Here is a 22,774-nt window from a genome sequence, read left to right on the forward strand (position 1 = left end):
TCATGGTGAATTTTTGATATTTCCGCTAGACTTTCCGGCCCTGCTAGACGAACCCCATCATGCGTGTTGCTGACTTTACCTTCGAACTCCCGGATTCGCTGATCGCTCGCCACCCTCTGGCCGAGCGTCGCGCCAGTCGACTGTTGACCCTGGACGGGGTCAGCGGTGCCATGGCTCACCGTCAATTCACTGATTTGCTTGAGCATTTGCGCCCGGGCGATTTGATGGTGTTCAACAATACCCGCGTCATTCCCGCGCGGTTGTTTGGCCAGAAGGCCTCCGGCGGCAAGCTGGAGATTCTGGTGGAGCGGGTTCTGGACAGTCATCGTGTGCTGGCCCATGTGCGCTCCAGCAAGTCGCCCAAGCCCGGTTCGTCGATTTTGATCGACGGTGGCGGCGAGGCGGTGATGGTGGCGCGGCATGATGCGTTGTTCGAGCTTGAGTTTGCCGAAGAGGTGTTGCCGCTGCTCGACCGTGTCGGGCACATGCCGTTGCCTCCTTATATAGACCGCCCAGACGAAGGTTCGGACCGCGAGCGTTATCAGACTGTGTACGCCGAGCGCCTGGGGGCGGTGGCGGCGCCGACGGCGGGGTTGCATTTCGATCAGCCGTTGCTGGAGGCGATTGCCGCCAAGGGCGTGGAGACGGCGTTCGTGACGCTGCACGTCGGCGCTGGCACGTTCCAGCCGGTGCGGGTCGAGCGCATCGAAGACCACCACATGCACAACGAATGGCTGGAAGTGAGCCAGGACGTGGTCGATGCCGTGGCGGCCTGTCGCGCTCGCGGTGGTCGAGTGGTGGCGGTGGGGACCACCAGCGTGCGGTCCCTGGAAAGCGCTGCCCGCGATGGCGTGCTCAAGCCGTTCAGTGGCGACACCGATATCTTTATCTACCCGGGCCGGCCGTTCCATGTGGTCGATGCCCTGGTCACCAATTTCCATTTGCCCGAATCCACGCTGTTGATGCTGGTTTCGGCGTTCGCCGGTTATCCCGAAGCCATGGCCGCCTACAAGGCCGCCGTCGAGCAGGGTTACCGCTTTTTCAGCTACGGTGATGCGATGTTCATCACCCGTAACCCCGCGCCACGCGGGCCCGAGGAAACCGTATGAGTCGCACCTGTCGCATGTCCTTCGAGTTGCTCGCCACCGATGGCAAGGCTCGTCGCGGTCGTCTGTCCTTCCCCCGCGGTACCGTGGAAACCCCGGCGTTCATGCCGGTGGGCACCTATGGCACGGTCAAGGGCATGCTGCCGCGTGACATCGAGGCGATTGGCGCTGAAATCATCCTCGGTAACACCTTCCACCTGTGGCTGCGCCCGGGCATGGAAGTGATCAAGGCCCACGGCGACCTGCACGATTTCATGCAGTGGAAAGGCCCGATCCTGACCGACTCCGGCGGTTTCCAGGTGTTCAGCCTGGGCGCGATGCGCAAGATCAAGGAGGAGGGCGTGACCTTCGCCTCGCCGGTGGATGGTTCCAAGGTGTTCATGGGCCCGGAAGAATCGATGCAGGTGCAGCGCGACCTGGGTTCGGACATCGTGATGATCTTCGACGAATGCACGCCGTACCCGGCCGATGAAGACGTGGCGCGGGTGTCCATGGAGCTGTCGTTGCGCTGGGCCCAGCGTTCGAAGAATGCCCATGGCGAAAACACCGCGGCGCTGTTCGGCATCGTCCAGGGCGGCATGCACCGTGACCTGCGCATGCGTTCGCTGGAAGGCCTGGACAAGATCGGCTTCGATGGCCTGGCGATTGGCGGCCTGTCGGTGGGCGAGCCCAAGCACGAGATGATCAAGGTGCTCGATTACCTGCCGGGCGAAATGCCTGCTGACAAACCTCGTTACCTTATGGGCGTTGGCAAACCGGAAGATCTGGTTGAGGGTGTGCGCCGCGGGGTGGACATGTTCGATTGCGTGATGCCAACCCGTAATGCCCGCAATGGGCATCTGTTCATCGACACGGGCGTGCTGAAGATTCGTAACGCATTCCATCGCCATGATGATTCGCCGCTGGATCCGACGTGCGATTGCTATACCTGCCAGAACTTCTCCCGCGCTTATCTGCATCATTTGGACAAGTGCGGCGAAATGCTCGGCAGTATGCTCAATACCATCCACAATTTGCGCCATTATCAGGTGCTTATGGCTGGTTTGCGCGAGGCTATCCAACAGGGTACATTGGCCGCCTTTGTCGAGGCCTTCTACGCCAAGCGCGGGTTGCCTGTTCCGCCTTTGGACTGAGTTTTCCGATCCCTAGATTCAATACTTGCAACTGGAGTGCTAAATGAGCTTTTTTATCTCTAATGCCATGGCTGACGCGGCTGCACCGGCTGCCGGCCCTATGGGCGGTGGTTTCGAGTGGATTTTCCTGGTCGGCTTCCTGGTTATCTTCTACCTGATGATCTGGCGTCCACAGGCCAAGCGCGCCAAAGAGCAGAAAAACCTGCTCAGCAGCCTGCAAAAGGGCGATGAAGTGGTCACCACCGGCGGCATCGCTGGCAAGATCACCAAAGTGGCCGATGACTTCGTGGTACTGGAAGTGTCCGACACTGTTGAAATGAAGTTCCAGAAGGGCGCCATCGCGGCCACGCTGCCAAAAGGCACGCTGAAAGCGATCTAAGTAACAACTTCAATTCAATCGACGGGGCGCGCAAGGCGCCCCGCGTCATAAGCGGGCGGCGTGATGCTGAACAAATACCCTCTGTGGAAATATGTACTGATCCTGGCGGTGCTGGCGGTCGGTCTGATTTATTCCGCTCCCAATCTCTACCCGGATGACCCGGCCATTCAGGTCAGTGGCGCAAGCACTGCGCTGCAGGTCACCCAGGCCGATCTGGACCGTGCGAGCGCTGCGCTCAAGGCGTCCAGCATCGAGGTCAAGGCTGCGTCCATCGCCGAAAATGGCAAGGGCGGCCTGTTGCGCCTGGTCAAGGCGGAAGACCAACTGCCCGCCAAGGACGTGGTGCGCAAGGCGTTGGGCGACGATTACGTCGTAGCCCTGAACCTGGCCCAGACCACCCCGCAATGGCTGCGCAAGCTGGGCGCCCATCCGATGAAGCTGGGCCTGGACTTGTCCGGCGGTGTGCACTTCCTGCTGGAAGTGGACATGGAAAAAGCCCTCGACGCGCGGATGAAAGTCTACGAAGGCGACGTCAAGAGCCTGTTGCGTAAAGAGCGTCTGCGTTATCGCAGCCTGCCGCCACTCGACGGTGCCATTCAGCTGGGCTTCAGCGATGAAGATGCCCGCGAGCAGGCCCGTGCGCTGATCCGCAAGAACTTCAACGATTTCGACATCGTGCCGGCCGACCTCAATGGTCAGGCGGTGCTGCGTCTGGCGATGACCCCGGCCAAGCTGGCGGAAATCCGCGAATACTCCATCAAGCAGAACTTGACCACGGTGCGTAACCGCGTCAACGAGCTGGGTGTGGCCGAACCGATCGTGCAGCGCCAGGGTGCCAACCGCATCGTGGTTGAGCTGCCGGGCGTGCAGGACACTGCCGAAGCCAAGCGTATCCTCGGCAAGACCGCCAACCTGGAGTTCCGCCTGGCCGCTGAGCCGGGTGCTTCCAGGGCCACCTCCGAGAGCTTCGAGTTCCGTGAGGGCGGTCGTCCGGCGGCACAGATCGAGCGTGGCCTGATCATCACTGGTGACCAGGTGACCGACGCCCAGGCGGGCTTCGACGAGCAGGGTCGCCCACAGGTGAACATTCGCCTCGATGGCCACGGCGGCGAACTGATGAGCCGCGCCACGCGCAGCAACGTCGGTCGCAGCATGGCGGTGATCTTCATCGAGCAGAAGCCGACCACCACCTACACCAAGCAGATGGTCAACGGCGTCGAGAAGGACGTGCCGGTCCAGACCTTCAAGGAAGAGAAGAAGATCATCAGCCTGGCGACCATCCAGTCGCCACTGGGCAGCCAGTTCCGCATCACCGGCCTGAACGGCCAGGGTGAATCCTCGGAACTGGCCCTGCTGCTGCGTGCCGGTGGCCTGGCCGCGCCGATGTACTTCGCTGAAGAGCGCACCATCGGCCCGAGCCTGGGTGCCGACAACATCACCAATGGTATCGATGCTTCGCTGTGGGGCATGCTGTTCGTGTCGCTGTTCATCATCGCCATCTACCGCTTCTTCGGCATCATCGCCACCGTCGCCCTGGGGGTGAACATGGTGCTGCTGCTGGCGCTGATGTCGCTGCTGGGGGCCACGCTGACCCTGCCGGGTATCGCCGGTATCGTGTTGACCATGGGCATGGCGGTGGACGCCAACGTGCTGATCTTCTCGCGGATACGTGAAGAGATCGCCGCGGGCATGTCGGTCCAGCGGGCAATCAACGAAGGCTTCGGCCGGGCATTCACTGCGATCCTCGACGCCAACCTGACCACGTTGCTGGTGGGCGGGATTCTCTTCGCCATGGGCACCGGCCCGGTCAAGGGCTTCGCAGTGACCATGTCCCTCGGGATCTTTACCTCGATGTTCACAGCCATCATGGTGACCCGCGCAATGGTCAACCTGATCTTTGGCGGTCGTGACTTCAAGAAGTTGTGGATTTAAGGGGCTGCCATGTTACGTACAATCAACTTCATGGGCGTTCGCAACGTTGCGTTCGGCGTCACATTGTTCCTTACCGTACTGGCGTTGTTCAGCTGGGCCACCAAGGGCCTGAACTACGGCCTGGACTTCACTGGCGGTACGCTCATCGAGCTGACCTACGAGCATCCGGCTGATGTCACCAAGGTGCGCGAGCAACTGACGGCCTCGGGCTACAGCGACGCCGTGGTGCAGAGCTTCGGTGCGACCACCGACCTGCTGGTGCGCATGCCGGGCGAAGACCCGCAATTGGGCCATCAGGTGGCCGAAGCCTTGCAGAAGGCTGGCGGCGATAACCCGGCGCAGGTCAAGCGTGTCGAGTTCGTCGGCCCGCAGGTGGGTGAAGAGCTGCGCGACCAGGGCGGCCTCGGCATGCTGATGGCGCTGGGCGGCATCCTGCTCTACCTGGCCTTCCGCTTTCAGTGGAAGTTCGCGGTGGGCGCGATTGTCTCGCTGATCCACGACGTGATCGTGACCGTGGGCATCCTGTCGTTCTTCCAGGTCACCTTCGACCTGACGGTGCTGGCGGCGGTGCTGGCGATCATTGGTTACTCGCTCAACGACACCATCGTGGTGTTCGACCGGGTGCGTGAGAACTTCCGAGTGCTGCGCAAGGCGTCCTTGATCGAGAACATCAACATCTCGACCACCCAGACCCTGCTGCGGACCATGGCGACGTCGATCTCGACCTTGCTGGCGATTGCTGCGCTGCTGTTCTTCGGTGGCGACAACCTGTTCGGTTTCTCCATTGCGTTGTTCATTGGTGTATTGGCGGGTACTTACTCGTCGATCTACATCGCCAACGTGGTGTTGATCTGGCTGAACCTCAGCACCGAGGACCTGATTCCTCCAGTGGCCACGGACACTGAGGTGGACGACCGCCCGTAAGGTTCGGTTTTCCGTCCATCACCGTTGAAAAGGCGCGAGTTGAACTCGCGCCTTTTTTTATGCTCCAAGGCTGGGAGAAGCGCGGATTAATCCGCTTGTGATGGTCAGGAGGTTCAAGTGAACAAATCGATGCTGGTTGGTGCGGTATTGGGTGCTGTCGGTGTAACAGCCGGTGGTGCGGTCGCCACCTACAGCTTGGTAAAAAGCGGCCCTGAGTATGCGCAAGTATTGGCTGTGGAACCGGTCAAGACTCAAATCAAGACCCCGCGTGAAGTGTGCAAAGACGTCACCGTGACCCGGCAGAAACCGGTCCAGGACCAGCACCAGATCGCCGGCACCGTGTTGGGCGCTGTAGCCGGTGGCCTGTTGGGTAACCAGATCGGCGGCGGCACTGGCAAGAAAATCGCCACCGTGGCGGGTGCGGCCGGTGGTGGTTATGCCGGTAACAAGATTCAGGAAGGCATGCAGGAACGCGACACCTACACCACCACCCAGACGCGCTGCAACACGGTCAATGACATCAGCGACAAGGTTGTCGGCTACGACGTTCGCTACATGCTCGATGGCAAGGAAGGCAAGGTCCGTATGGATCGTGACCCGGGTAACCAGATCCCGGTGAGCAAGGAAGGCCAGTTGATCCTGGGGCAGAACGAACCCGCCCAGTGATCCAACCGTTATGAAAAAAGCACCCTTCGGGGTGCTTTTTTTGTGCCCGGCTTTCGGGCATCCCTCAACCCCTGTGGGAGCGAGCTTGCTCGCGATAGCGATGGATCAGCTTGCATCCATGCTCAGGGTGTCATCCATTGTGGCGAGGGGATTTATCCCCGCTGGGGCGCGAAGCGGCCCTGAATGCCAGCAACCCGGTATATCAGGCAGATTGAATTGAGTGCTTGGAGGGGAGGGGGGGGGCTGCTTCGCAGCCCATCGGGGATAAATCCCCTCGCCACAAGGGAGGTGCTTGCCTATAAAGGGGGGTGCTTGCCTGCATGAGGGCAAATTCCAGCAGGCATAAAAAAAGCACCCCGAAAGGTGCTTTTTCTGTAGCCGAGCTGCTTAGCGCTTCAACGAAGCCGGCAAGTGCGGCTGGATAGCCGTCAGCACCGCCTTGAAGCATTTGGTGTTGCCGGCAACGATGTGGCCTTTTTCAAGGAAGTCGTGGCCGCCGGTGAAGTCGCTCACCAAGCCACCGGCTTCCTGGATCAGCAGGGCGCCAGCAGCCATGTCCCACTCGGACAGGCCCGACTCCCAGAATGCATCGAAACGGCCAGCGGCTACATAAGCCAGGTCCAGGCTCGCAGCGCCGGCGCGGCGGATGCCGGCGGTCTGGCCAACCAGGGCGCGGAACATGCCCAGGTAGTTGTCCAGGTTATCCATCTGGTCATCGCGGAACGGGAAGCCGGTACCCAGCAGGGCGCCGTCCAGGCTGGTGCGGCCGCTGACGCGCAGGCGACGACCGTTCAGTTGGGCGCCACGGCCGCGGCTGGCGGTGAATTCTTCCTGGCGAACCGGGTCCAGCACAACGGCGTGTTCCAGGCGACCACGGTATTTGCAGGCGATGCTGACAGCGAAGTGAGGAATGCCGCGCAGGAAGTTGGTGGTGCCGTCCAGCGGATCGATGATCCACAGGTACTCTTCGCCTTCGATGCCGCTGCCGGCGTGCATGCCGGTCTCTTCACCGAGGATGGAGTGGTTCGGGTAAGCCTTGCGCAGGGCGTCGACGATCTTTTGCTCGGCGGCGCGATCCACCTCGGACACGTAGTCCTTGGCGTCTTTTTCATCGACCTTGATGGTATCCAGGCGCTCGATGGAGCGGAAGATCAGTTCACTGGCGCTGCGGGCGGCGCGCAGCGCGATATTCAGCATGGGCTGCATGGATGTGTCACCTAAGGTTGTTAAAGAAAGCCGCGCATTCTATCAGAAAGTTTTCTCAGGAGAAGGTTGGTGTTCGCTTTCATAGCTTAACGGTAGGTGCTTATGTAAGATTTGCTCCCTTTATCGTGTTCGAGAGCGCCTCCCTTGTTGCAGAACATTCGTGTCGTCCTGGTCAATACCAGCCATCCGGGTAACATCGGCGGAGCTGCGCGGGCCATGAAGAACATGGGCCTGTCACGCCTGGTGCTGGTCGAGCCACGCTTGTTTCCCCATCACGAAGCTGACGCCCGGGCTTCCGGTGCCGGTGACATCCTGGCCAATGCCCAGGTCGTCGCCACCCTCGAAGACGCCCTGGTGGGGTGCAACCTGGTGCTCGGCACCAGCGCCCGCGACCGGCGTATCCCTTGGCCGCTGCTCGACCCCCGCGAATGCGGTACCAAAGTGGTCGAGGAGGCCGCGCAAGGCTTCGAGATCGCCCTGGTGTTCGGCCGTGAAGATTCCGGCCTGACCAACGACGAGCTGCAGCGATGTCACTTTCACGTGCATATCCCTTCCGACCCCGAGTTCAGTTCCTTGAACCTGGGGGCGGCGGTGCAGGTGTTGAGCTATGAAGTGCGCATGGCTTGGCTGGCAGCCGAAGGCAAGCCCAGCAAAGTCGAAAAAACCGAGGTCACGTCGCCGCGCAGTGAGACACTGGCGACCATGGACGAGCTGGAACGATTCTATGAACACCTGGAGCAGACCCTGGTGGACATCGAGTTCCTTGACCCGGAAAAGCCGCGACACTTGATGGCGCGCCTGCGTCGGTTGTACGGACGAAGCTCGGTCAGCCGGGCGGAGATGAATATATTGCGCGGCATCCTCACGGAGACCCAGAAAGCGGCCCGTGGCGAGCTGATTAAGCGGAAGAAATAAAATGTTCGAACGTTTGCGTGAAGATATCCAAAGTGTTTTCCATCGTGACCCGGCGGCGCGCAATGCCTTTGAGGTGCTGACCTGCTACCCGGGGATGCACGCGATCTGGATCCACCGCCTGTCCGGTGCCTTGTGGAACATGGGCTGGAAGTGGCTGGCGCGGCTGGTCTCGAACTTCGGGCGTTGGTTGACCGGGATCGAGATCCACCCGGGCGCCAAGGTCGGCCGCCGGTTCTTCATTGACCACGGCATGGGCATCGTCATCGGTGAAACCGCCGAGATCGGCGACGACGTGACCCTGTACCAGGGCGTGACCCTGGGCGGCACCAGCTGGAACAAAGGCAAGCGCCACCCGACCCTGGAAGACGGTGTGGTGGTTGGTGCCGGTGCCAAGGTGCTCGGGCCGTTCACGGTCGGGGCGGGGGCGAAAGTCGGCTCCAATGCCGTGGTGACCAAGGCCGTGCCGCCTGGCGCGACCGTGGTCGGTATTCCGGGGCGGATCATCGTCAAGTCCGATGACGAGCAGGATGCCCGCCGCAAGGCCATGGCCGAGAAGATCGGCTTCGATGCCTACGGTGTCGGCGAAGACATGCCTGACCCGGTCGCCCGCGCCATCAACCAGTTGCTCGATCACCTGCAGGCCGTCGACGGGCGCCTGGAGGGGATGTGCGGCGCCCTGAAGGACCTGGGCAGTAATTACTGTGCCAAGGACCTGCCTGAACTGCGCGAGGAAGATTTTGCGTGTGTGAAGGACAAGGATCAGAGCCAGGCCAGCTAAACCCGGGTAGCCACATCGCGAGCAAGCTCGCTCCCACAGGGATCGCACCAGCACCCGTGATCCAATGTGGGAGCGAGCCTGCTCGCGACAAACGATAACGCGGTATAGCTGGTCGCCGCCGACCAGCCTTTGCTATCATGCGCGCGCTCTTTCGCGGGTAAACCTGAGTAAAGCACTAGGTCTTATACTTGACTTAAATACTCGGGAATTGCATACTCGCCCCCATTCCGAACTCCGTGGTAATTGTCCATGCGACTGACTACAAAAGGCCGATACGCCGTGACCGCAATGCTGGATCTGGCATTGCATGCGCAGCACGGGCCGGTGTCCCTGGCCGATATCTCCGAGCGCCAGGGTATTTCCCTGTCTTACCTCGAACAGCTGTTCGCCAAGCTGCGCCGCAGCAACCTGGTTTCCAGCGTTCGCGGCCCCGGCGGCGGCTACCAGCTGTCGCGCGACATGCAGGGTATCCAGGTCGCCCAGGTGATCGATGCGGTGAATGAATCGGTCGATGCGACCAAATGCCAGGGCCTTGGCGACTGCCACGGCGGCGATACTTGCCTGACCCACCACTTGTGGTGCGACCTCAGCCTGCAGATCCACGAATTTCTAAGCGGTATCAGCTTGGCTGACCTTGTAACTCGCCGTGAGGTGCAAGAAGTAGCCCAGCGTCAGGACCAGCGCCGTTGCAATAGCAAGTCGCTGCACCTGGACAAGATTGAAGCGTCCGCCGTCGAATGACCGCCGCAGAGCACGCGGAACGCCAGCCAGCCTGATTTAGGAGAGAGTCCATGAAATTGCCGATTTACCTTGATTACTCAGCGACCACCCCGGTTGATCCGCGTGTTGCGCAAAAAATGAGTGAATGCCTGCTGGTCGACGGAAACTTCGGCAACCCGGCGTCCCGTTCCCACGTGTTCGGCTGGAAGGCCGAAGAATCGGTCGAAAACGCCCGTCGCCAAGTCGCCGACCTGGTCAACGCCGACCCGCGTGAAATCGTCTGGACCTCCGGTGCCACCGAATCCGACAACCTGGCAATCAAGGGTGTCGCGCATTTCTACCACACCAAGGGCAAGCACCTGATCACCTCCAAGATCGAGCACAAGGCTGTCCTGGACACCATGCGCCAACTGGAGCGTGAAGGCTTCGAAGTGACCTACATCGAGCCCGGTGAAGACGGCATCATCACCCCGGCCATGGTCGAGGCCGCCCTGCGCGATGACACCATCCTGGTGTCGATCATGCACGTGAACAATGAAATCGGCACCGTCAACGACATCGCGGCCATCGGCGAACTGACCCGCTCCAAAGGCGTCCTGTTCCACGTCGACGGTGCTCAGTCCACCGGCAAGGTCGACATCGACCTGTCCAAGCTGAAAGTCGACCTGATGTCCTTCTCGGCCCACAAGACCTACGGTCCCAAGGGCATTGGCGCGCTGTACGTCAGCCGCAAGCCGCGTGTTCGCCTCGAGGCGACCATGCACGGCGGTGGTCACGAGCGCGGCATGCGTTCCGGCACCCTGGCGACCCACCAGATCGTCGGCATGGGCGAAGCCTTCCGCGTCGCCAAGGAAGACATGGCGGCCGAGAACGTACGCATCAAGGCCCTGAGCGACCGTTTCTTCAAGCAGGTCGAGCACCTCGAAGAACTCTACGTCAACGGCAGCCTGACCGCCCGCGTACCGCACAACCTGAACCTGAGCTTCAACTACGTTGAAGGCGAGTCGCTGATCATGGCGCTCAAGGATCTGGCCGTGTCGTCCGGTTCGGCGTGCACCTCGGCGTCCCTGGAGCCTTCGTACGTACTGCGCGCCCTGGGCCGCAACGACGAACTGGCCCACAGCTCCATCCGCTTCACCTTCGGCCGTTTCACCACCGAAGAAGAAATCGATTACGCCGCGCAGAAAGTCTGCGAGGCCGTTACCAAGCTGCGCGCTCTGTCGCCGCTGTGGGACATGTACAAAGACGGCGTCGACATTTCGAAAATCGAGTGGGCGGCGCACTGAAGAAGTCGCCACCAGAGCGACTCACTGATGAGGATTGAAGCAAATGGCATATAGCGAAAAGGTCATCGACCACTACGAGAACCCGCGCAACGTCGGCAAGATGGACGCGCAGGATCCTGATGTCGGCACCGGCATGGTCGGCGCGCCGGCGTGCGGCGACGTGATGCGCCTGCAGATCAAGGTCAACGAGCAGGGCATCATCGAAGATGCCAAGTTCAAGACCTATGGCTGCGGTTCCGCCATCGCGTCCAGCTCCCTCGCCACCGAGTGGATGAAGGGCAAGACCCTTGATGAAGCCGAAACCATCAAGAACACCCAGCTGGCTGAAGAACTGGCCCTGCCGCCAGTGAAGATCCACTGCTCGGTACTCGCCGAAGACGCCATCAAGGCCGCCGTTCGCGATTACAAGCAGAAGAAAGGCTTGATCTGATCCGCGTACCGGTAAGGAGTTATCCATGGCTATCCAGATGACAGAAGCGGCAGCTAACCATATCCAGCGCTCACTTGCGGGGCGCGGCAAGGGCGAGGGTATCCGCCTGGGTGTTCGCACCACGGGCTGTTCTGGTCTCGCCTATGTACTGGAATTCGTCGACGAAGTGGGCGAAGACGATCAGGTATTCGAAAGTCATGGTCAGAAAGTGATCATCGACCCGAAAAGCCTGACGTACCTGGACGGCACCGAACTGGATTTCGTCAAGGAAGGGTTGAACGAAGGCTTCAAGTTCAACAACCCCAACGTGCGCGGTGAATGTGGCTGCGGCGAAAGCTTCAACATCTGAGGCGGCTTGTGGGTACTCCTTGTCATTTTGCGTTGTTCCAGATGCAGCCTGCGTTCCAGCTGGATCTCGAGCAGTTGTCCGCGCGTTATCTTGAATTGGCCCGTGGCGTCCATCCCGACCGCTTTGCCGATGCCTCCGAGGCGGAGCAGCGGCGGGCGCTGGAGCAGTCTGCGAACCTCAACGAGGCTTACCAGACGCTCAAGCACCCGGCCAAGCGCGCGCGTTACCTGCTCGCCATCAGCGGCCATGAGTTGCCCCTGGAGGTCACGGTCCACGACCCCGAGTTTCTGTTGCAGCAGATGCAATGGCGCGAAGAGCTCGAAGACCTGCAGGACAGCGCCGACCTGGCCGGTGTCGCGGTATTCAAGCGGCGCTTGAAAGACGCCCAGCAAACACTGAACGATAGCTTCGCAGCCTGCTGGAACGATGCCGCGCAACGCGAACAGGCCGAACGCCTGATGCGGCGCATGCAGTTCCTCGACAAGCTCACCTACGAAGTGCGCCAGCTAGAAGAGCGCCTCGACGATTAACCCAGTGCCGCTCCGGTCGCACGCCTGATTACAGATAAGTCCTGATTACGATGGCCCTACTGCAGATCGCCGAACCCGGCCAAAGTCCACAACCGCACCAGCGTCGCCTGGCTGTGGGGATCGACTTGGGTACCACCAATTCCCTGGTCGCTGCCTTGCGCAGCGGTCTTTCCGAACCGCTGGCCGACGAGCAGGGGCGGGTGATCCTGCCGTCCGCCGTGCGTTATCACGCCGATCGCGTCGAAGTGGGCGAGTCGGCCAAGCTGGCTGCCGCCACCGACCCGTTCAACACCATTGTCTCGGTCAAGCGCTTGATGGGTCGTGGTCTGTCCGACGTCAAGCAATTGGGCGACCAACTGCCGTACCGCTTCGTCGGTGGCGAATCCCATATGCCGTTCATCGAAACCGTACAGGGCCCGAAAAGCCCGGTCGAGGTTTCCGCCGACATCCTCAAGGTCCTGCGCCAACGTGCCGAAGCTGCGTTGGGCGGTGAGCTGGTGGGTGCGGTCATTACCGTCCCGGCCTATTTCGACGACGCCCAGCGCCAAGCCACCAAGGACGCCGCCAAGCTCGCCGGCCTGAACGTGCTGCGCTTGCTCAACGAGCCGACCGCCGCTGCGGTGGCGTATGGCCTGGACCAGCATGCCGAAGGCCTCGTCGCGATCTACGACCTGGGTGGCGGTACGTTCGATATTTCGATCCTGCGCCTGACCGGCGGTGTCTTCGAAGTCCTGGCCACCGGTGGCGACAGTGCCCTGGGCGGTGATGACTTCGACCACGCCATCGCGGGCTGGATCATCGAGCAAGCCGGTTTGTCCGCTGACCTCGACCCGGGTGCGCAACGCCAACTGTTGCAGACCGCCTGCGCCGCCAAGGAAGCTTTGACCGACGCCGCCGCGGTTGAAGTCGCTTATGGCGAGTGGAATGCCTCGCTGACCCGCGAGGCCTTCGATGCCCTCATTGAACCCATGGTCGCCCGCAGCCTCAAGGCCTGCCGCCGCGCCGTGCGTGATTCCGGCGTGGAGCTCGAAGACGTCAAGGCCGTGGTCATGGTCGGCGGTTCGACCCGCGTGCCTCGGGTTCGCGAAGCCGTTGCCGAGGCCTTTGGCCGCCAGCCGCTGACCGAAATCGACCCGGACCAGGTGGTCGCCATCGGCGCCGCGATCCAGGCCGACACCCTGGCCGGTAACAAGCGTGATGGCGGCGAGCTGCTGTTGCTCGACGTGATTCCGTTGTCCCTGGGGCTGGAAACCATGGGCGGCCTGATGGAGAAGGTGATCCCGCGCAACACCACCATCCCGGTTGCTCGCGCCCAGGACTTCACCACTTATAAAGACGGCCAGTCGGCCATGATGATCCACGTGCTGCAAGGCGAGCGTGAACTCATCAGCGATTGCCGCTCCCTGGCTCGCTTCGAATTGCGCGGCATCCCGGCCATGGTCGCCGGTGCGGCGAAGATCCGCGTGACCTTCCAGGTCGATGCCGACGGTTTGCTCAATGTGTCTGCTCGCGAACTGGGTTCGGGCGTCGAGGCGAGCATCCAGGTCAAGCCGTCCTACGGCCTTACCGATGGCGAAATCGCCAAGATGCTCAAGGATTCCTTCCAGCATGCCAGCGACGACAAGGTCGCCCGCGTGCTGCGTGAGCAACAGGTCGACGCCCAGCGCCTGATCGAAGCCGTGCAAGGTGCCCTTGAAGCGGATGGTGACCGTCTGCTGGACGCCGAAGAGCGCATGGTCATCGAGTTGCAAATGCAGGAACTGTCCGAATTGATCAAAGGCACCGATGGCTATGCCATCGAGCAACAGACCAAGCGTCTGTCGAGCGTCACCGATGCCTTTGCTGCCCGCCGCCTGGACTCGACGGTGAAAGCCGCCCTGGCGGGGCGCAACCTGAATGAAATCGAGGAATAACTGATGCCGCAGGTGATTTTTCTGCCCCACGAGAAGTTCTGTCCGGAGGGCATGGTCGTGGAGGCTGAGCCCGGAATTTCCATTCTCGAGCTGGCCCATGAGCACCATATCGAGATGGAAAGTGCCTGCGGCGGCGTTTGTGCCTGCACGACGTGCCATTGCATCATTCGTGAGGGGTTCGACTCGCTGGAAGAGGCGGACGATCTGGAAGAGGATTTCCTTGATCGGGCCTGGGGCCTGGAAGCGCAATCGCGCCTGGGCTGCCAAGCCATCGTCGGCACCGAAGACCTGACCGTCGAAATCCCGAAATATTCGCTTAACCATGCGGCCGAAGCGCCGCACTGATGGTGATACTGTCATGAGCTATGGTTGGAATGATGTACGACGCATCGCAGAAGAATTGGCCGAAGCCAGGCCGGACGTGGATCCGCTGAAGGTCAATTTCGTCGATCTGCAGCACTGGATCATGGAGCTGCCCGGTTTCGACAATACTTCTGGCCGTTGTGGCGAGAAGGTCTTGGAAGCGGTCCAGACGCTCTGGATCGAAGAAATCGACTGATCGACCCGGCAGGTTAGGCAATACCCCTGAACCCGCGTATAATTCGCGGGTTTAATTTTTCGCAAATTACCGTTTCTGGAGTTACACCATGGCTGTTCAACGTACTTTCTCCATCATCAAGCCTGACGCCGTTGCTAAAAACGTGATCGGCAAGATCGTTACCCGCTTCGAAGACGCTGGCCTGCGCGTTGTAGCTTCGAAAATGAAGCAACTGTCCAAAGCCGAAGCCGAAGGCTTCTACGCTGAGCACAGCGAGCGCGGCTTCTTCGGTGAGCTGGTTGCTTTCATGACATCCGGTCCGGTTGTCGTTCAGGTGCTGGAAGGCGAAAACGCCATCGCTCGCAACCGTGAGCTGATGGGCGCTACCAACCCTAAAGAAGCTGCTGCCGGCACCATCCGTGCTGACTTCGCTGAATCCATCGACGCCAACGCCGTCCACGGTTCGGACTCCGAAGCCGCTGCTGCTCGCGAAATCGCTTACTTTTTCTCCGCTACTGAAGTAACCACTCGCTAAGCCCAGGCTTTTGAGTGAAGGTGAATCCATGACTACATCGAACGGCAAAACCAACCTGTTGGGCCTGACCCAGCCGGAAATGGAGAAATTCTTCGACTCGATCGGGGAGAAGCGTTTCCGTGCCGGCCAGGTGATGAAATGGATTCACCACTTTGGCGTCGACGACTTCGACGCCATGACGAATGTCGGCAAGGCCCTGCGTGAAAAACTCAAGGCTGTTGCCGAGATTCGCGGCCCTGAAGTGGTCAGCCAGGACATTTCCAGCGACGGCACCCGCAAGTGGGTGGTGCGCGTGGCGTCCGGCAGCTGCGTCGAGACCGTCTACATTCCCCAGGGCAAGCGCGGCACCTTGTGCGTTTCGTCCCAGGCAGGCTGTGCCCTGGACTGCAGTTTCTGCTCCACCGGCAAGCAAGGCTTCAATAGCAATCTTACCGCCGCCGAAGTGATCGGCCAGGTGTGGATTGCCAACAAATCCTTTGGCAGCGTCCCGGCGACCGTCGACCGTGCCATCACCAACGTGGTGATGATGGGCATGGGTGAGCCGCTGCTGAACTTCGACAACGTCGTCTCCGCCATGCACCTGATGATGGATGACCTGGGCTACGGCATTTCCAAGCGCCGCGTGACCCTGTCCACCTCCGGCGTGGTGCCGATGATCGATGAGCTGGCCAAGCACATCGACGTCTCCCTGGCGTTGTCGCTGCACGCACCCAATGACGCATTGCGTAACCAATTGGTGCCGATCAACAAGAAATATCCGCTTAAGATGCTGCTCGAGTCGTGCCAGCGCTACATGTCGTCCCTGGGCGAAAAACGCGTGCTGACCATCGAGTACACATTGCTCAAGGATGTGAACGACAAGGTCGAGCACGCGGTCGAGATGATCGAGCTGCTCAAGAACATCCCGTGCAAGATCAACCTGATCCCGTTCAACCCGTTCCCGCATTCCGGTTACGAGCGTCCGAGCAACAACGCGATTCGTCGCTTCCAGGATCAGCTTCACCACGCTGGCTTCAACGTCACCGTGCGCACCACCCGCGGTGAAGACATCGACGCCGCTTGTGGCCAATTGGTAGGACAGGTGCTGGATCGCACCCGTCGCAGCGAACGCTACATTGCCGTGCGTGAGTTGAACGCCGCGGACGATGCGGTGCAAAACGCTGCGAACAGTCACTAAGAGAGGAACTCTATGTCCCTGCGCTTTGCGCTCGTGTTGCTGTTGGCCGGCCTTTGTTCCGGTTGTGTCCTGTCGGGTGACTACAACCCGATGAGGACCAGCAAAGGGCGCGACGAGGCACGCGAGGCCTATGTGCAACTGGGCATCGGCTACCTGCAGCAGGGCATGACCGAACGGGCCAAGGTGCCGCTCAAGAAGGCCCTGGAACTGGACGATTCCGACGCCGATGCCAATGCGGCACTGGCCCTGGTGTTCCAGGCCGAGTTGGAACCGGGGCTGGCCGACGAGCATTTTCGCAAGGCGCTGTCCGCCCGCCCGCAAGATGCACGGATCCTGAACAACTACGGCAGCTTTCTTTTCGAGCAGAAACGCTACAAGGACGCTTACGAGCGCTTCGAGCAGGCCGCCGCCGATACCCTTTATCCCGAGCGTTCGCGGGTTTTCGAAAACCTCGGCATGACCGCCGTGCAGATGGGCTTGCGTGACGTGGCCCGCCAGCAGTTGGAAAAGGCGCTGCGGCTCAACCGCCAGCAACCTCGGGCGCTGTTGGAAATGGCTGAGTTGTCCTACGAAGACAGGCATTATGTGCCCGCACGCGACTACTACGAGCGTTTTAGCCTGCTGAGCGAGCAAAATGCACGTAGTCTATTGCTCGGCGTTCGGCTGGCACATGTGTTTGAAGATCGCGACAAAGCTGCAAGTTACGGCTTGCAACTCAAAAGACTCTATCCCGGTACGCCGGAATATCAGCAATACCTGTCGGAGCAATGATGAAAGCGGCGCATCCCGAAGTTGTAGCAGCGACTCGCGTTAATCCCGGTGAGACCCTGCGTCAAGCCCGCGAAAGCAATGGTTGGTCGCTGGCCGAAGTGGCCCTCAAGCTCAATCTCACCGTGGCTTCCCTGGGCAACCTGGAAGCGGGCGCGTTCGATAAGCTGCCTGGGCACACCTTCGCCCGGGGCTATATCCGCGCCTATGCCAAGTTACTCGGCATGGACCAGACCGTGCTGGTGCAGCAATTCGATCAATACACCGGTTCCGATGCCCAGGGCAGCAGCGTGCACAGCCTGGGACGCATCGAGGAGCCGGTTCGCGTTTCCCACACCATTTTGCGAATCGTCAGCCTGTTGCTGCTGATCGCGGTGATCGGCGGCGGTTTTGTCTGGTGGCAGGACCAGACGTCCTTGCGCAACAAGGAGTTGGTCACCCTGAACCCCGAGCATGTCGAGGTCGAGGGCGCCGACGGCACCACCCAGATCCATCCGCTGGACGAGCCGGAAGACCAGGCTGTCGTCGAAGGCCAGGCCGCTGGCGAAACCACCCTGGCGCTGCCACAAGGCCAAGACGACGCCGATGCCCAAGCGGGTGCCGAGCCGGCTATTTCTGCACCAGCACCAGCACCAGCACCAGCACCGACCGCACCGGTTGCCCCGAACACCGGCAGCGCACCGATTGCCACGGCACCGACCGCGCCGACCGCGCCAGCACCGACGACCGCGCCTGCGCCTGCGACCCACGCCGCGCCAACGGCTCCAGCCGCTCCGGCGGCCCCGGCTCCGGCGCCAGTCGCGGGTGAAGGCCAGGTACAGATCCAGTTTGTCGCCGACTGCTGGACGCAGATCACCGACGGTAACGGCAAGGTGCTGTTCAGTGGCCTCAAGCGCAAGGGCGACAGCACGGCCGTCACCGGCAAGCCACCCTTTGCCGTACGCCTGGGCTATGCCCGTGGCGCGCAGGTCAGCTACAACGGCCAGCCGGTCGACATCGCTCCGTTCACCAGTGGCGAGACCGCTCGCCTGAAGTTGGGTCAATAAGTCATGCACGGCGAATCTCCAATCAAGCGTCGCGAATCCCGAAAGATCTGGGTCGGTAACGTGCCCGTGGGCGGCGATGCGCCTATCGCTGTGCAGAGCATGACCAACAGCGACACCAATGACGTGGCCGCCACGGTCGCGCAGATCAACCGCCTGGAAGCCGCCGGTGTCGACATCGTTCGGGTTTCGGTGCCGGACATGGACGCCGCCGAGGCATTCGGCAAGATCAAGCAACGGGTCAAGGTTCCCTTGGTGGCCGACATTCACTTCGACTACCGCATCGCCCTGCGCGTGGCCGAGCTGGGCGTCGATTGCCTGCGCATCAACCCGGGCAACATCGGCCGCGAAGACCGTGTGCGTGCCGTGGTGGATGCCGCTCGCGACCGGGGCATCCCGATCCGCATCGGCGTCAACGCTGGCTCCCTGGAAAAAGACCTGCAAAAGAAATACGGCGAGCCGACCCCGGCAGCGCTGGTGGAATCGGCCCTGCGCCACGTCGAGCACCTCGAACGCCTGAATTTCCAGGACTTCAAGGTCAGCGTGAAGGCCTCCGACGTGTTCATGGCGGTCGAAGCCTACCGCCTGCTGGCCAAGGAAATCGTCCAGCCGCTGCACCTGGGCATCACCGAAGCCGGTGGTTTGCGTTCGGGCACGGTGAAATCCGCCGTCGGCCTCGGTATGCTGCTCGCCGAAGGGATTGGCGATACCATCCGCATCTCGTTGGCGGCTGACCCGGTCGAGGAAGTGAAAGTCGGCTACGACATTCTCAAGTCCCTGCACCTACGTTCCCGTGGCATCAACTTCATCGCCTGCCCGAGCTGCTCGCGGCAGAACTTCGATGTGGTCAAGACCATGAACGAACTGGAAGGGCGCCTCGAAGACCTGCTGGTGCCGCTGGATGTCGCGGTGATCGGTTGCGTGGTCAACGGGCCGGGCGAAGCCAAGGAGGCCCATATCGGCCTGACGGGCGGTACACCGAACCTGATTTATATCGACGGCAAGCCGTCGCAGAAACTGACGAATGACAATCTGGTGGATGAGCTGGAACGGCTGATTCGCCAGAAGGCGGCCGAAAAGGTCGAAGCCGACGCAGCGGTCATCGCGCGCGGTTAAGTCGAAAGATTAAGGAATACACGTGAGCAAGTCTCTGCAAGCCATTCGTGGCATGAACGACATCCTGCCCGAGCAGACGCCCCTGTGGCGCTATTTCGAGGGCACTGTGGCGCGCCTGCTGGATAACTACGGCTACCGGCAGATCCGCATGCCGATCGTCGAGTTCACCGAGCTGTTCAAGCGCTCCATCGGTGAAGTGACCGACATCGTCGAAAAAGAGATGTACACCTTCGACGACCGCAACGGCGACTCCCTGACCCTGCGCCCCGAAGGCACGGCGGCGTGCGTGCGTGCGGTGCTCGAACACGGCATCACCGGCGGCGGCCAGGTGCAGAAGCTCTGGTACATCGGCCCGATGTTCCGGCACGAGCGTCCGCAGAAAGGCCGTTATCGCCAGTTCCACCAGATTGGCCTGGAAGTGTTCAACCTCGAGGGGCCGGACATCGACGCCGAGTTGATCGTCATGACCTGGCGCCTGTGGGGCGAGCTGGGGCTGCGCGACGCGGTCAAGCTCGAGCTCAACAGCCTGGGCACCAGCGAGTCCCGTGGCCGTTACCGTGAAGCGTTGGTGGAATTTCTTTCGGCCCACCTGGACAAGCTCGACGAAGACAGCCAGCGCCGTCTGAAAACCAATCCCCTGCGGGTGCTCGACACCAAGAATGCCGACACCCAAGCGGTCCTGGTCGACGCGCCGAAAATGGCCGACTACCTCGACGACGAATCCCGTGCGCACTTCGAAGGGTTGAAGGCGCGCCTCGACGCCGTGGGCATTCCGTACGTGATCAACCCGAAGCTGGTCCGCGGCCTGGATTACTACAGCAAGACCGTCTTCGAGTGGGTCACCGACAAACTCGGCGCCCAGGGTACCGTATGTGCCGGCGGCCGCTACGACGGGCTGGTGGAGCAGATGGGCGGCAAGCCGACCCCGGGCGTGGGCTTTGCCATGGGCATCGAGCGCCTGGTGCTGATGCTTGAAGCCTTGGACAAGGTGCCGGAAGAACTGTCCCGCCAGGTCGACGTCTACCTGTGCGCCTTTGGCGAGGCCGCCGAACTGGCCGCCTTGTCGTTGAGCGAGCGGATCCGCGACCAGTTGCCCAACCTGCGCCTGCAGATCAACGCCGGCGCCGGCAGCTTCAAGAGCCAATTCAAGAAAGCCGACAAGAGCGGTGCGCTGTACGCACTGATCCTCGGTGACGACGAACTGGCCCAACAAGTGGTAGGTTTCAAACCCCTGCGTGGCCAGGGCGAACAACAAAGCATTGCCTGGGATGCGCTTGCTGCACACCTGGCCACCTGCGTCGTGCAGGGTTGAAGCTGTCAAACAGCCGATTTAGCGATTGAGGAGTATTGGGGTGTCGAGTACCGAAGATGAACAGCTGGCGGATTTGAAGGACTGGTGGACGCGCAACGGCAAGCCGCTGGTCACTGGCGGCCTGTTGGCGCTGGTCATCGTGTTCGGCTGGCAGGCCTACCAGAAATACCAGAGCAACCAGTCGCAAGGCGCCTCGGTGCTCTACCAGCAATTGCTGGAAACCACCCTGACCCCGGACGGCAAGCCTGACGCGGCCCGCGTGGCGGACCTGGCCGGCAAGCTGGACAAGGAATTCGGCGGCACTGCCTATGCCCAGTACGGTCGCCTGTTCGTGGCCAAGGTCGCGGTGGACAGCGGCAAGCTGGACGACGCGGCCACCGAACTCCAAGGTATCGTCGACAAACCGGTGAACCCGACCTTGGGTGAAGTGGCGCGTCAGCGCCTGGCGCAGGTGATGGCGGCGCAGAACAAGGCCGAAGACGCATTGAAGCTGCTCGACGGCGATGCCGACAAGGCATTCATGGCGACCCGCGAAGAACTCAAGGGCGACCTGCTGGTACAGCTGGGTCGTGCCGATGAGGCCCATGCGGCCTACCAAAAAGCCAAGGCTGCGCTGTCGGATGAAGCCGCAGTCGGTGGCCTGCAAATCAAGCTGGACGACCTGGCCAAAGGGGATGCGTGACGTGATCCGTTGGAAACATGCAGCATTGCTGGCCCTGGCCATTCTGGCCGCGGGTTGCAGCAGCAACAGCAAGAAAGAACTGCCGCCGGCCGAACTGACCGACTTCAAAGAAGAAGTCGTGCTGCAGAAGCAGTGGAGCCGTTCCATCGGCGATGGCCAGGGTGAAACCTACAACATGCTGGTGCCGGCCATCGATGGCGACACCATTTATGCCGGCGATGTCACGGGCGTGGTGATGGCGATGGACCGCACCAACGGCGACGTCAAATGGGAACAGGATCTTGAGCTGCCCGTTTCCGGCGCCGTTGGCGTGGGGTATGGCCTGGTCATGATCGGCACGCTCAAGGGCGAGATCGTCGCCCTGGACGCGAGCAGCGGTGAAGAGAAATGGCGCGCCCGCGTGACCAGTGAAGTGCTCGCACCGCCGGCCACCAACGGTGACGTGGTGGTGGTCCAGACCCAGGACGATCGTCTGATCGGCCTGGATGCCGCGACCGGAAACCAGCGCTGGTTGTACGACAGCACCCCGGCGGTACTGACCCTGCGTGGTACCAGCGCGCCAGTCGTCACCAACCGCCTGGCCGTGGCTGGCTTGTCGACCGGTAAAGTGGTGGCCCTGGATATTTCCAACGGCGTGCCCGTGTGGGAACAGCGCGTAGCGATCCCGCAAGGTCGTTCGGAGCTGGAGCGTGTGGTCGACATCGACGGCGGCTTGCTGCTGTCCGGCGGTACGCTGTACGTCGCCAGCTACCAGGGCCGCGTGGCGGCACTGGACCTGGAAAGCGGTCGGCCGCTGTGGCAACGCGATGCATCCAGCTACGCCGGTGTCGCCCAAGGCTTTGGCAGCGTCTACGTGAGCCTGTCCTCGGGCACTGTCGAAGGCATCGACGAGCGTTCCACCACCGCTTTGTGGAGCAACGACTCCCTGGCCCGTCGTCAACTGTCGGCCCCGGAAGTGTTCTCCAGCTACGTGGCAGTGGGTGACCTGGAAGGTTACCTGCACCTGCTCAGCCAGGTGGACGGTCGTTTTGTCGGCCGCGAGCGCATCGACAGCGACGGCCTGCGTGCCCGTCCGCTGGTGGTGGGCAACATGATCTATGTGTATGGCAACAGCGGCAAACTGGAAGCCCTGACCATCAAGTAAGACTATGCTTGGGCTAATCCCCAAGCGGCTTGTTTCATTGTGGGCGCGAGCCTGCTCGCGAAAGCGGTGTATCAGACGCGTATGTGTGAACTGACCCACCGCTTTCGCGAGCAAGCCCGCCCCCACAGGACAGCCTCCGAGCACCAGCCGCTGCCTTGCAGCGGCTTTTGTATTTTCTGAAATAACGAAGTG

At 61.3% G+C, this 22,774-nt stretch carries 25 protein-coding genes; 24 read left to right on the forward strand and 1 reads right to left on the reverse strand.

The window, feature by feature from the left end:
- The first annotated feature begins 59 nt into the window (after nt 1-59).
- The 6 genes from queA to ACMTA2_RS06015 all read left to right on the forward strand — a co-directional run bounded on the left by queA (nt 60) and on the right by ACMTA2_RS06015 (nt 6,140).
- Entirely contained in the window at nt 60-1,109 is a 1,050-nt protein-coding gene (queA, locus tag ACMTA2_RS05990) for a tRNA preQ1(34) S-adenosylmethionine ribosyltransferase-isomerase QueA (protein ID WP_413794112.1), read from the forward strand.
- Nucleotides 1,110-1,123: 14 nt separating this feature from the next.
- Nucleotides 1,124-2,239, forward strand: coding sequence for a tRNA guanosine(34) transglycosylase Tgt (tgt, locus tag ACMTA2_RS05995; RefSeq protein WP_413795601.1), 1,116 nt, complete (start codon nt 1,124-1,126; stop codon nt 2,237-2,239).
- 43 nt (nt 2,240-2,282) lie between these two features.
- Nucleotides 2,283-2,618 (forward strand): preprotein translocase subunit YajC, encoded by a 336-nt coding sequence (yajC, locus tag ACMTA2_RS06000; RefSeq protein WP_007982729.1) that lies wholly within the window; start codon nt 2,283-2,285, stop codon nt 2,616-2,618.
- Between the two features lie 63 nt (nt 2,619-2,681).
- The gene (gene secD, locus ACMTA2_RS06005; RefSeq protein WP_413794113.1) at nt 2,682-4,550 is read left to right on the forward strand and encodes a protein translocase subunit SecD; all 1,869 of its coding nucleotides are present in this window, start codon (nt 2,682-2,684) and stop codon (nt 4,548-4,550) included.
- Between the two features lie 9 nt (nt 4,551-4,559).
- On the forward strand, nt 4,560-5,474 hold the full coding sequence (secF, locus tag ACMTA2_RS06010; RefSeq protein WP_413794114.1) for a protein translocase subunit SecF: 915 nt from the start codon (nt 4,560-4,562) through the stop codon (nt 5,472-5,474).
- A 117-nt stretch (nt 5,475-5,591) separates the two neighbouring features.
- Complete coding sequence (locus tag ACMTA2_RS06015) at nt 5,592-6,140, forward strand: glycine zipper 2TM domain-containing protein (RefSeq protein WP_014336691.1); 549 nt, start codon at nt 5,592-5,594, stop codon at nt 6,138-6,140.
- A 387-nt stretch (nt 6,141-6,527) separates the two neighbouring features.
- Here the strand turns inward: ACMTA2_RS06015 and suhB are convergent, their stop codons facing one another.
- The gene (suhB, locus tag ACMTA2_RS06020) at nt 6,528-7,346 is read right to left on the reverse strand and encodes a type III secretion system regulator SuhB (RefSeq protein WP_027619650.1); all 819 of its coding nucleotides are present in this window, start codon (nt 7,344-7,346) and stop codon (nt 6,528-6,530) included.
- Nucleotides 7,347-7,490: 144 nt separating this feature from the next.
- On the opposite strand from suhB, the gene trmJ reads away from it, so the two are divergent.
- From trmJ to bamB, 18 genes are all read left to right on the forward strand, one after another.
- Complete coding sequence (gene trmJ / locus ACMTA2_RS06025; protein WP_038856918.1) at nt 7,491-8,261, forward strand: tRNA (cytosine(32)/uridine(32)-2'-O)-methyltransferase TrmJ; 771 nt, start codon at nt 7,491-7,493, stop codon at nt 8,259-8,261.
- A gap of 1 nt (nt 8,262) precedes the next feature.
- Nucleotides 8,263-9,039, forward strand: coding sequence for a serine O-acetyltransferase (gene cysE / locus ACMTA2_RS06030; protein ID WP_072346750.1), 777 nt, complete (start codon nt 8,263-8,265; stop codon nt 9,037-9,039).
- A 249-nt stretch (nt 9,040-9,288) separates the two neighbouring features.
- Complete coding sequence (gene iscR, locus ACMTA2_RS06035; RefSeq protein WP_041475746.1) at nt 9,289-9,780, forward strand: Fe-S cluster assembly transcriptional regulator IscR; 492 nt, start codon at nt 9,289-9,291, stop codon at nt 9,778-9,780.
- 50 nt (nt 9,781-9,830) lie between these two features.
- On the forward strand, nt 9,831-11,045 hold the full coding sequence (locus ACMTA2_RS06040) for an IscS subfamily cysteine desulfurase (protein ID WP_060739094.1): 1,215 nt from the start codon (nt 9,831-9,833) through the stop codon (nt 11,043-11,045).
- A gap of 43 nt (nt 11,046-11,088) precedes the next feature.
- Entirely contained in the window at nt 11,089-11,475 is a 387-nt protein-coding gene (iscU, locus tag ACMTA2_RS06045) for a Fe-S cluster assembly scaffold IscU (RefSeq protein WP_003185157.1), read from the forward strand.
- A gap of 25 nt (nt 11,476-11,500) precedes the next feature.
- A complete protein-coding gene (gene iscA, locus ACMTA2_RS06050; protein WP_003185155.1) occupies nt 11,501-11,824 on the forward strand; it encodes an iron-sulfur cluster assembly protein IscA in 324 nt (107 codons plus the stop codon).
- Between the two features lie 8 nt (nt 11,825-11,832).
- A complete protein-coding gene (gene hscB, locus ACMTA2_RS06055; protein ID WP_250964535.1) occupies nt 11,833-12,354 on the forward strand; it encodes a co-chaperone HscB in 522 nt (173 codons plus the stop codon).
- Between the two features lie 50 nt (nt 12,355-12,404).
- Nucleotides 12,405-14,267, forward strand: coding sequence for a Fe-S protein assembly chaperone HscA (gene hscA, locus ACMTA2_RS06060; RefSeq protein WP_413794115.1), 1,863 nt, complete (start codon nt 12,405-12,407; stop codon nt 14,265-14,267).
- A gap of 3 nt (nt 14,268-14,270) precedes the next feature.
- Nucleotides 14,271-14,612, forward strand: coding sequence for an ISC system 2Fe-2S type ferredoxin (gene fdx, locus ACMTA2_RS06065; protein ID WP_018611575.1), 342 nt, complete (start codon nt 14,271-14,273; stop codon nt 14,610-14,612).
- Between the two features lie 13 nt (nt 14,613-14,625).
- The gene (gene iscX, locus ACMTA2_RS06070) at nt 14,626-14,826 is read left to right on the forward strand and encodes a Fe-S cluster assembly protein IscX (protein ID WP_413794116.1); all 201 of its coding nucleotides are present in this window, start codon (nt 14,626-14,628) and stop codon (nt 14,824-14,826) included.
- Between the two features lie 88 nt (nt 14,827-14,914).
- A complete protein-coding gene (ndk, locus tag ACMTA2_RS06075) occupies nt 14,915-15,340 on the forward strand; it encodes a nucleoside-diphosphate kinase (protein WP_042727994.1) in 426 nt (141 codons plus the stop codon).
- Between the two features lie 28 nt (nt 15,341-15,368).
- Nucleotides 15,369-16,517 carry a dual-specificity RNA methyltransferase RlmN gene (rlmN, locus tag ACMTA2_RS06080; RefSeq protein WP_053118626.1) on the forward strand — a complete coding sequence of 383 codons (1,149 nt, stop codon included), beginning with the start codon at nt 15,369-15,371 and terminating at the stop codon, nt 16,515-16,517.
- A 12-nt stretch (nt 16,518-16,529) separates the two neighbouring features.
- Nucleotides 16,530-17,288 carry a type IV pilus biogenesis/stability protein PilW gene (gene pilW / locus ACMTA2_RS06085; protein ID WP_413794117.1) on the forward strand — a complete coding sequence of 253 codons (759 nt, stop codon included), beginning with the start codon at nt 16,530-16,532 and terminating at the stop codon, nt 17,286-17,288.
- The gene (locus ACMTA2_RS06090) at nt 17,288-18,331 is read left to right on the forward strand and encodes a RodZ domain-containing protein (protein ID WP_413794118.1); all 1,044 of its coding nucleotides are present in this window, start codon (nt 17,288-17,290) and stop codon (nt 18,329-18,331) included. Before pilW ends, ACMTA2_RS06090 begins: the two co-directional genes overlap by 1 nt.
- Before the next feature lie 3 nt (nt 18,332-18,334).
- Nucleotides 18,335-19,444, forward strand: a complete 1,110-nt coding sequence (ispG, locus tag ACMTA2_RS06095; protein ID WP_413794119.1) for a flavodoxin-dependent (E)-4-hydroxy-3-methylbut-2-enyl-diphosphate synthase — start codon at nt 18,335-18,337, stop codon at nt 19,442-19,444.
- A 22-nt stretch (nt 19,445-19,466) separates the two neighbouring features.
- Entirely contained in the window at nt 19,467-20,756 is a 1,290-nt protein-coding gene (gene hisS / locus ACMTA2_RS06100) for a histidine--tRNA ligase (protein ID WP_413794120.1), read from the forward strand.
- A 40-nt stretch (nt 20,757-20,796) separates the two neighbouring features.
- Nucleotides 20,797-21,438 carry a YfgM family protein gene (locus tag ACMTA2_RS06105; protein ID WP_413794121.1) on the forward strand — a complete coding sequence of 214 codons (642 nt, stop codon included), beginning with the start codon at nt 20,797-20,799 and terminating at the stop codon, nt 21,436-21,438.
- A complete protein-coding gene (gene bamB, locus ACMTA2_RS06110; protein WP_413794122.1) occupies nt 21,431-22,582 on the forward strand; it encodes an outer membrane protein assembly factor BamB in 1,152 nt (383 codons plus the stop codon). Before ACMTA2_RS06105 ends, bamB begins: the two co-directional genes overlap by 8 nt.
- The last annotated feature ends 192 nt before the right edge of the window (nt 22,583-22,774 follow it).

The sequence above is a fragment of the Pseudomonas medicaginis genome (assembly GCF_965119365.1).
GTDB lineage: Bacteria > Pseudomonadota > Gammaproteobacteria > Pseudomonadales > Pseudomonadaceae > Aquipseudomonas.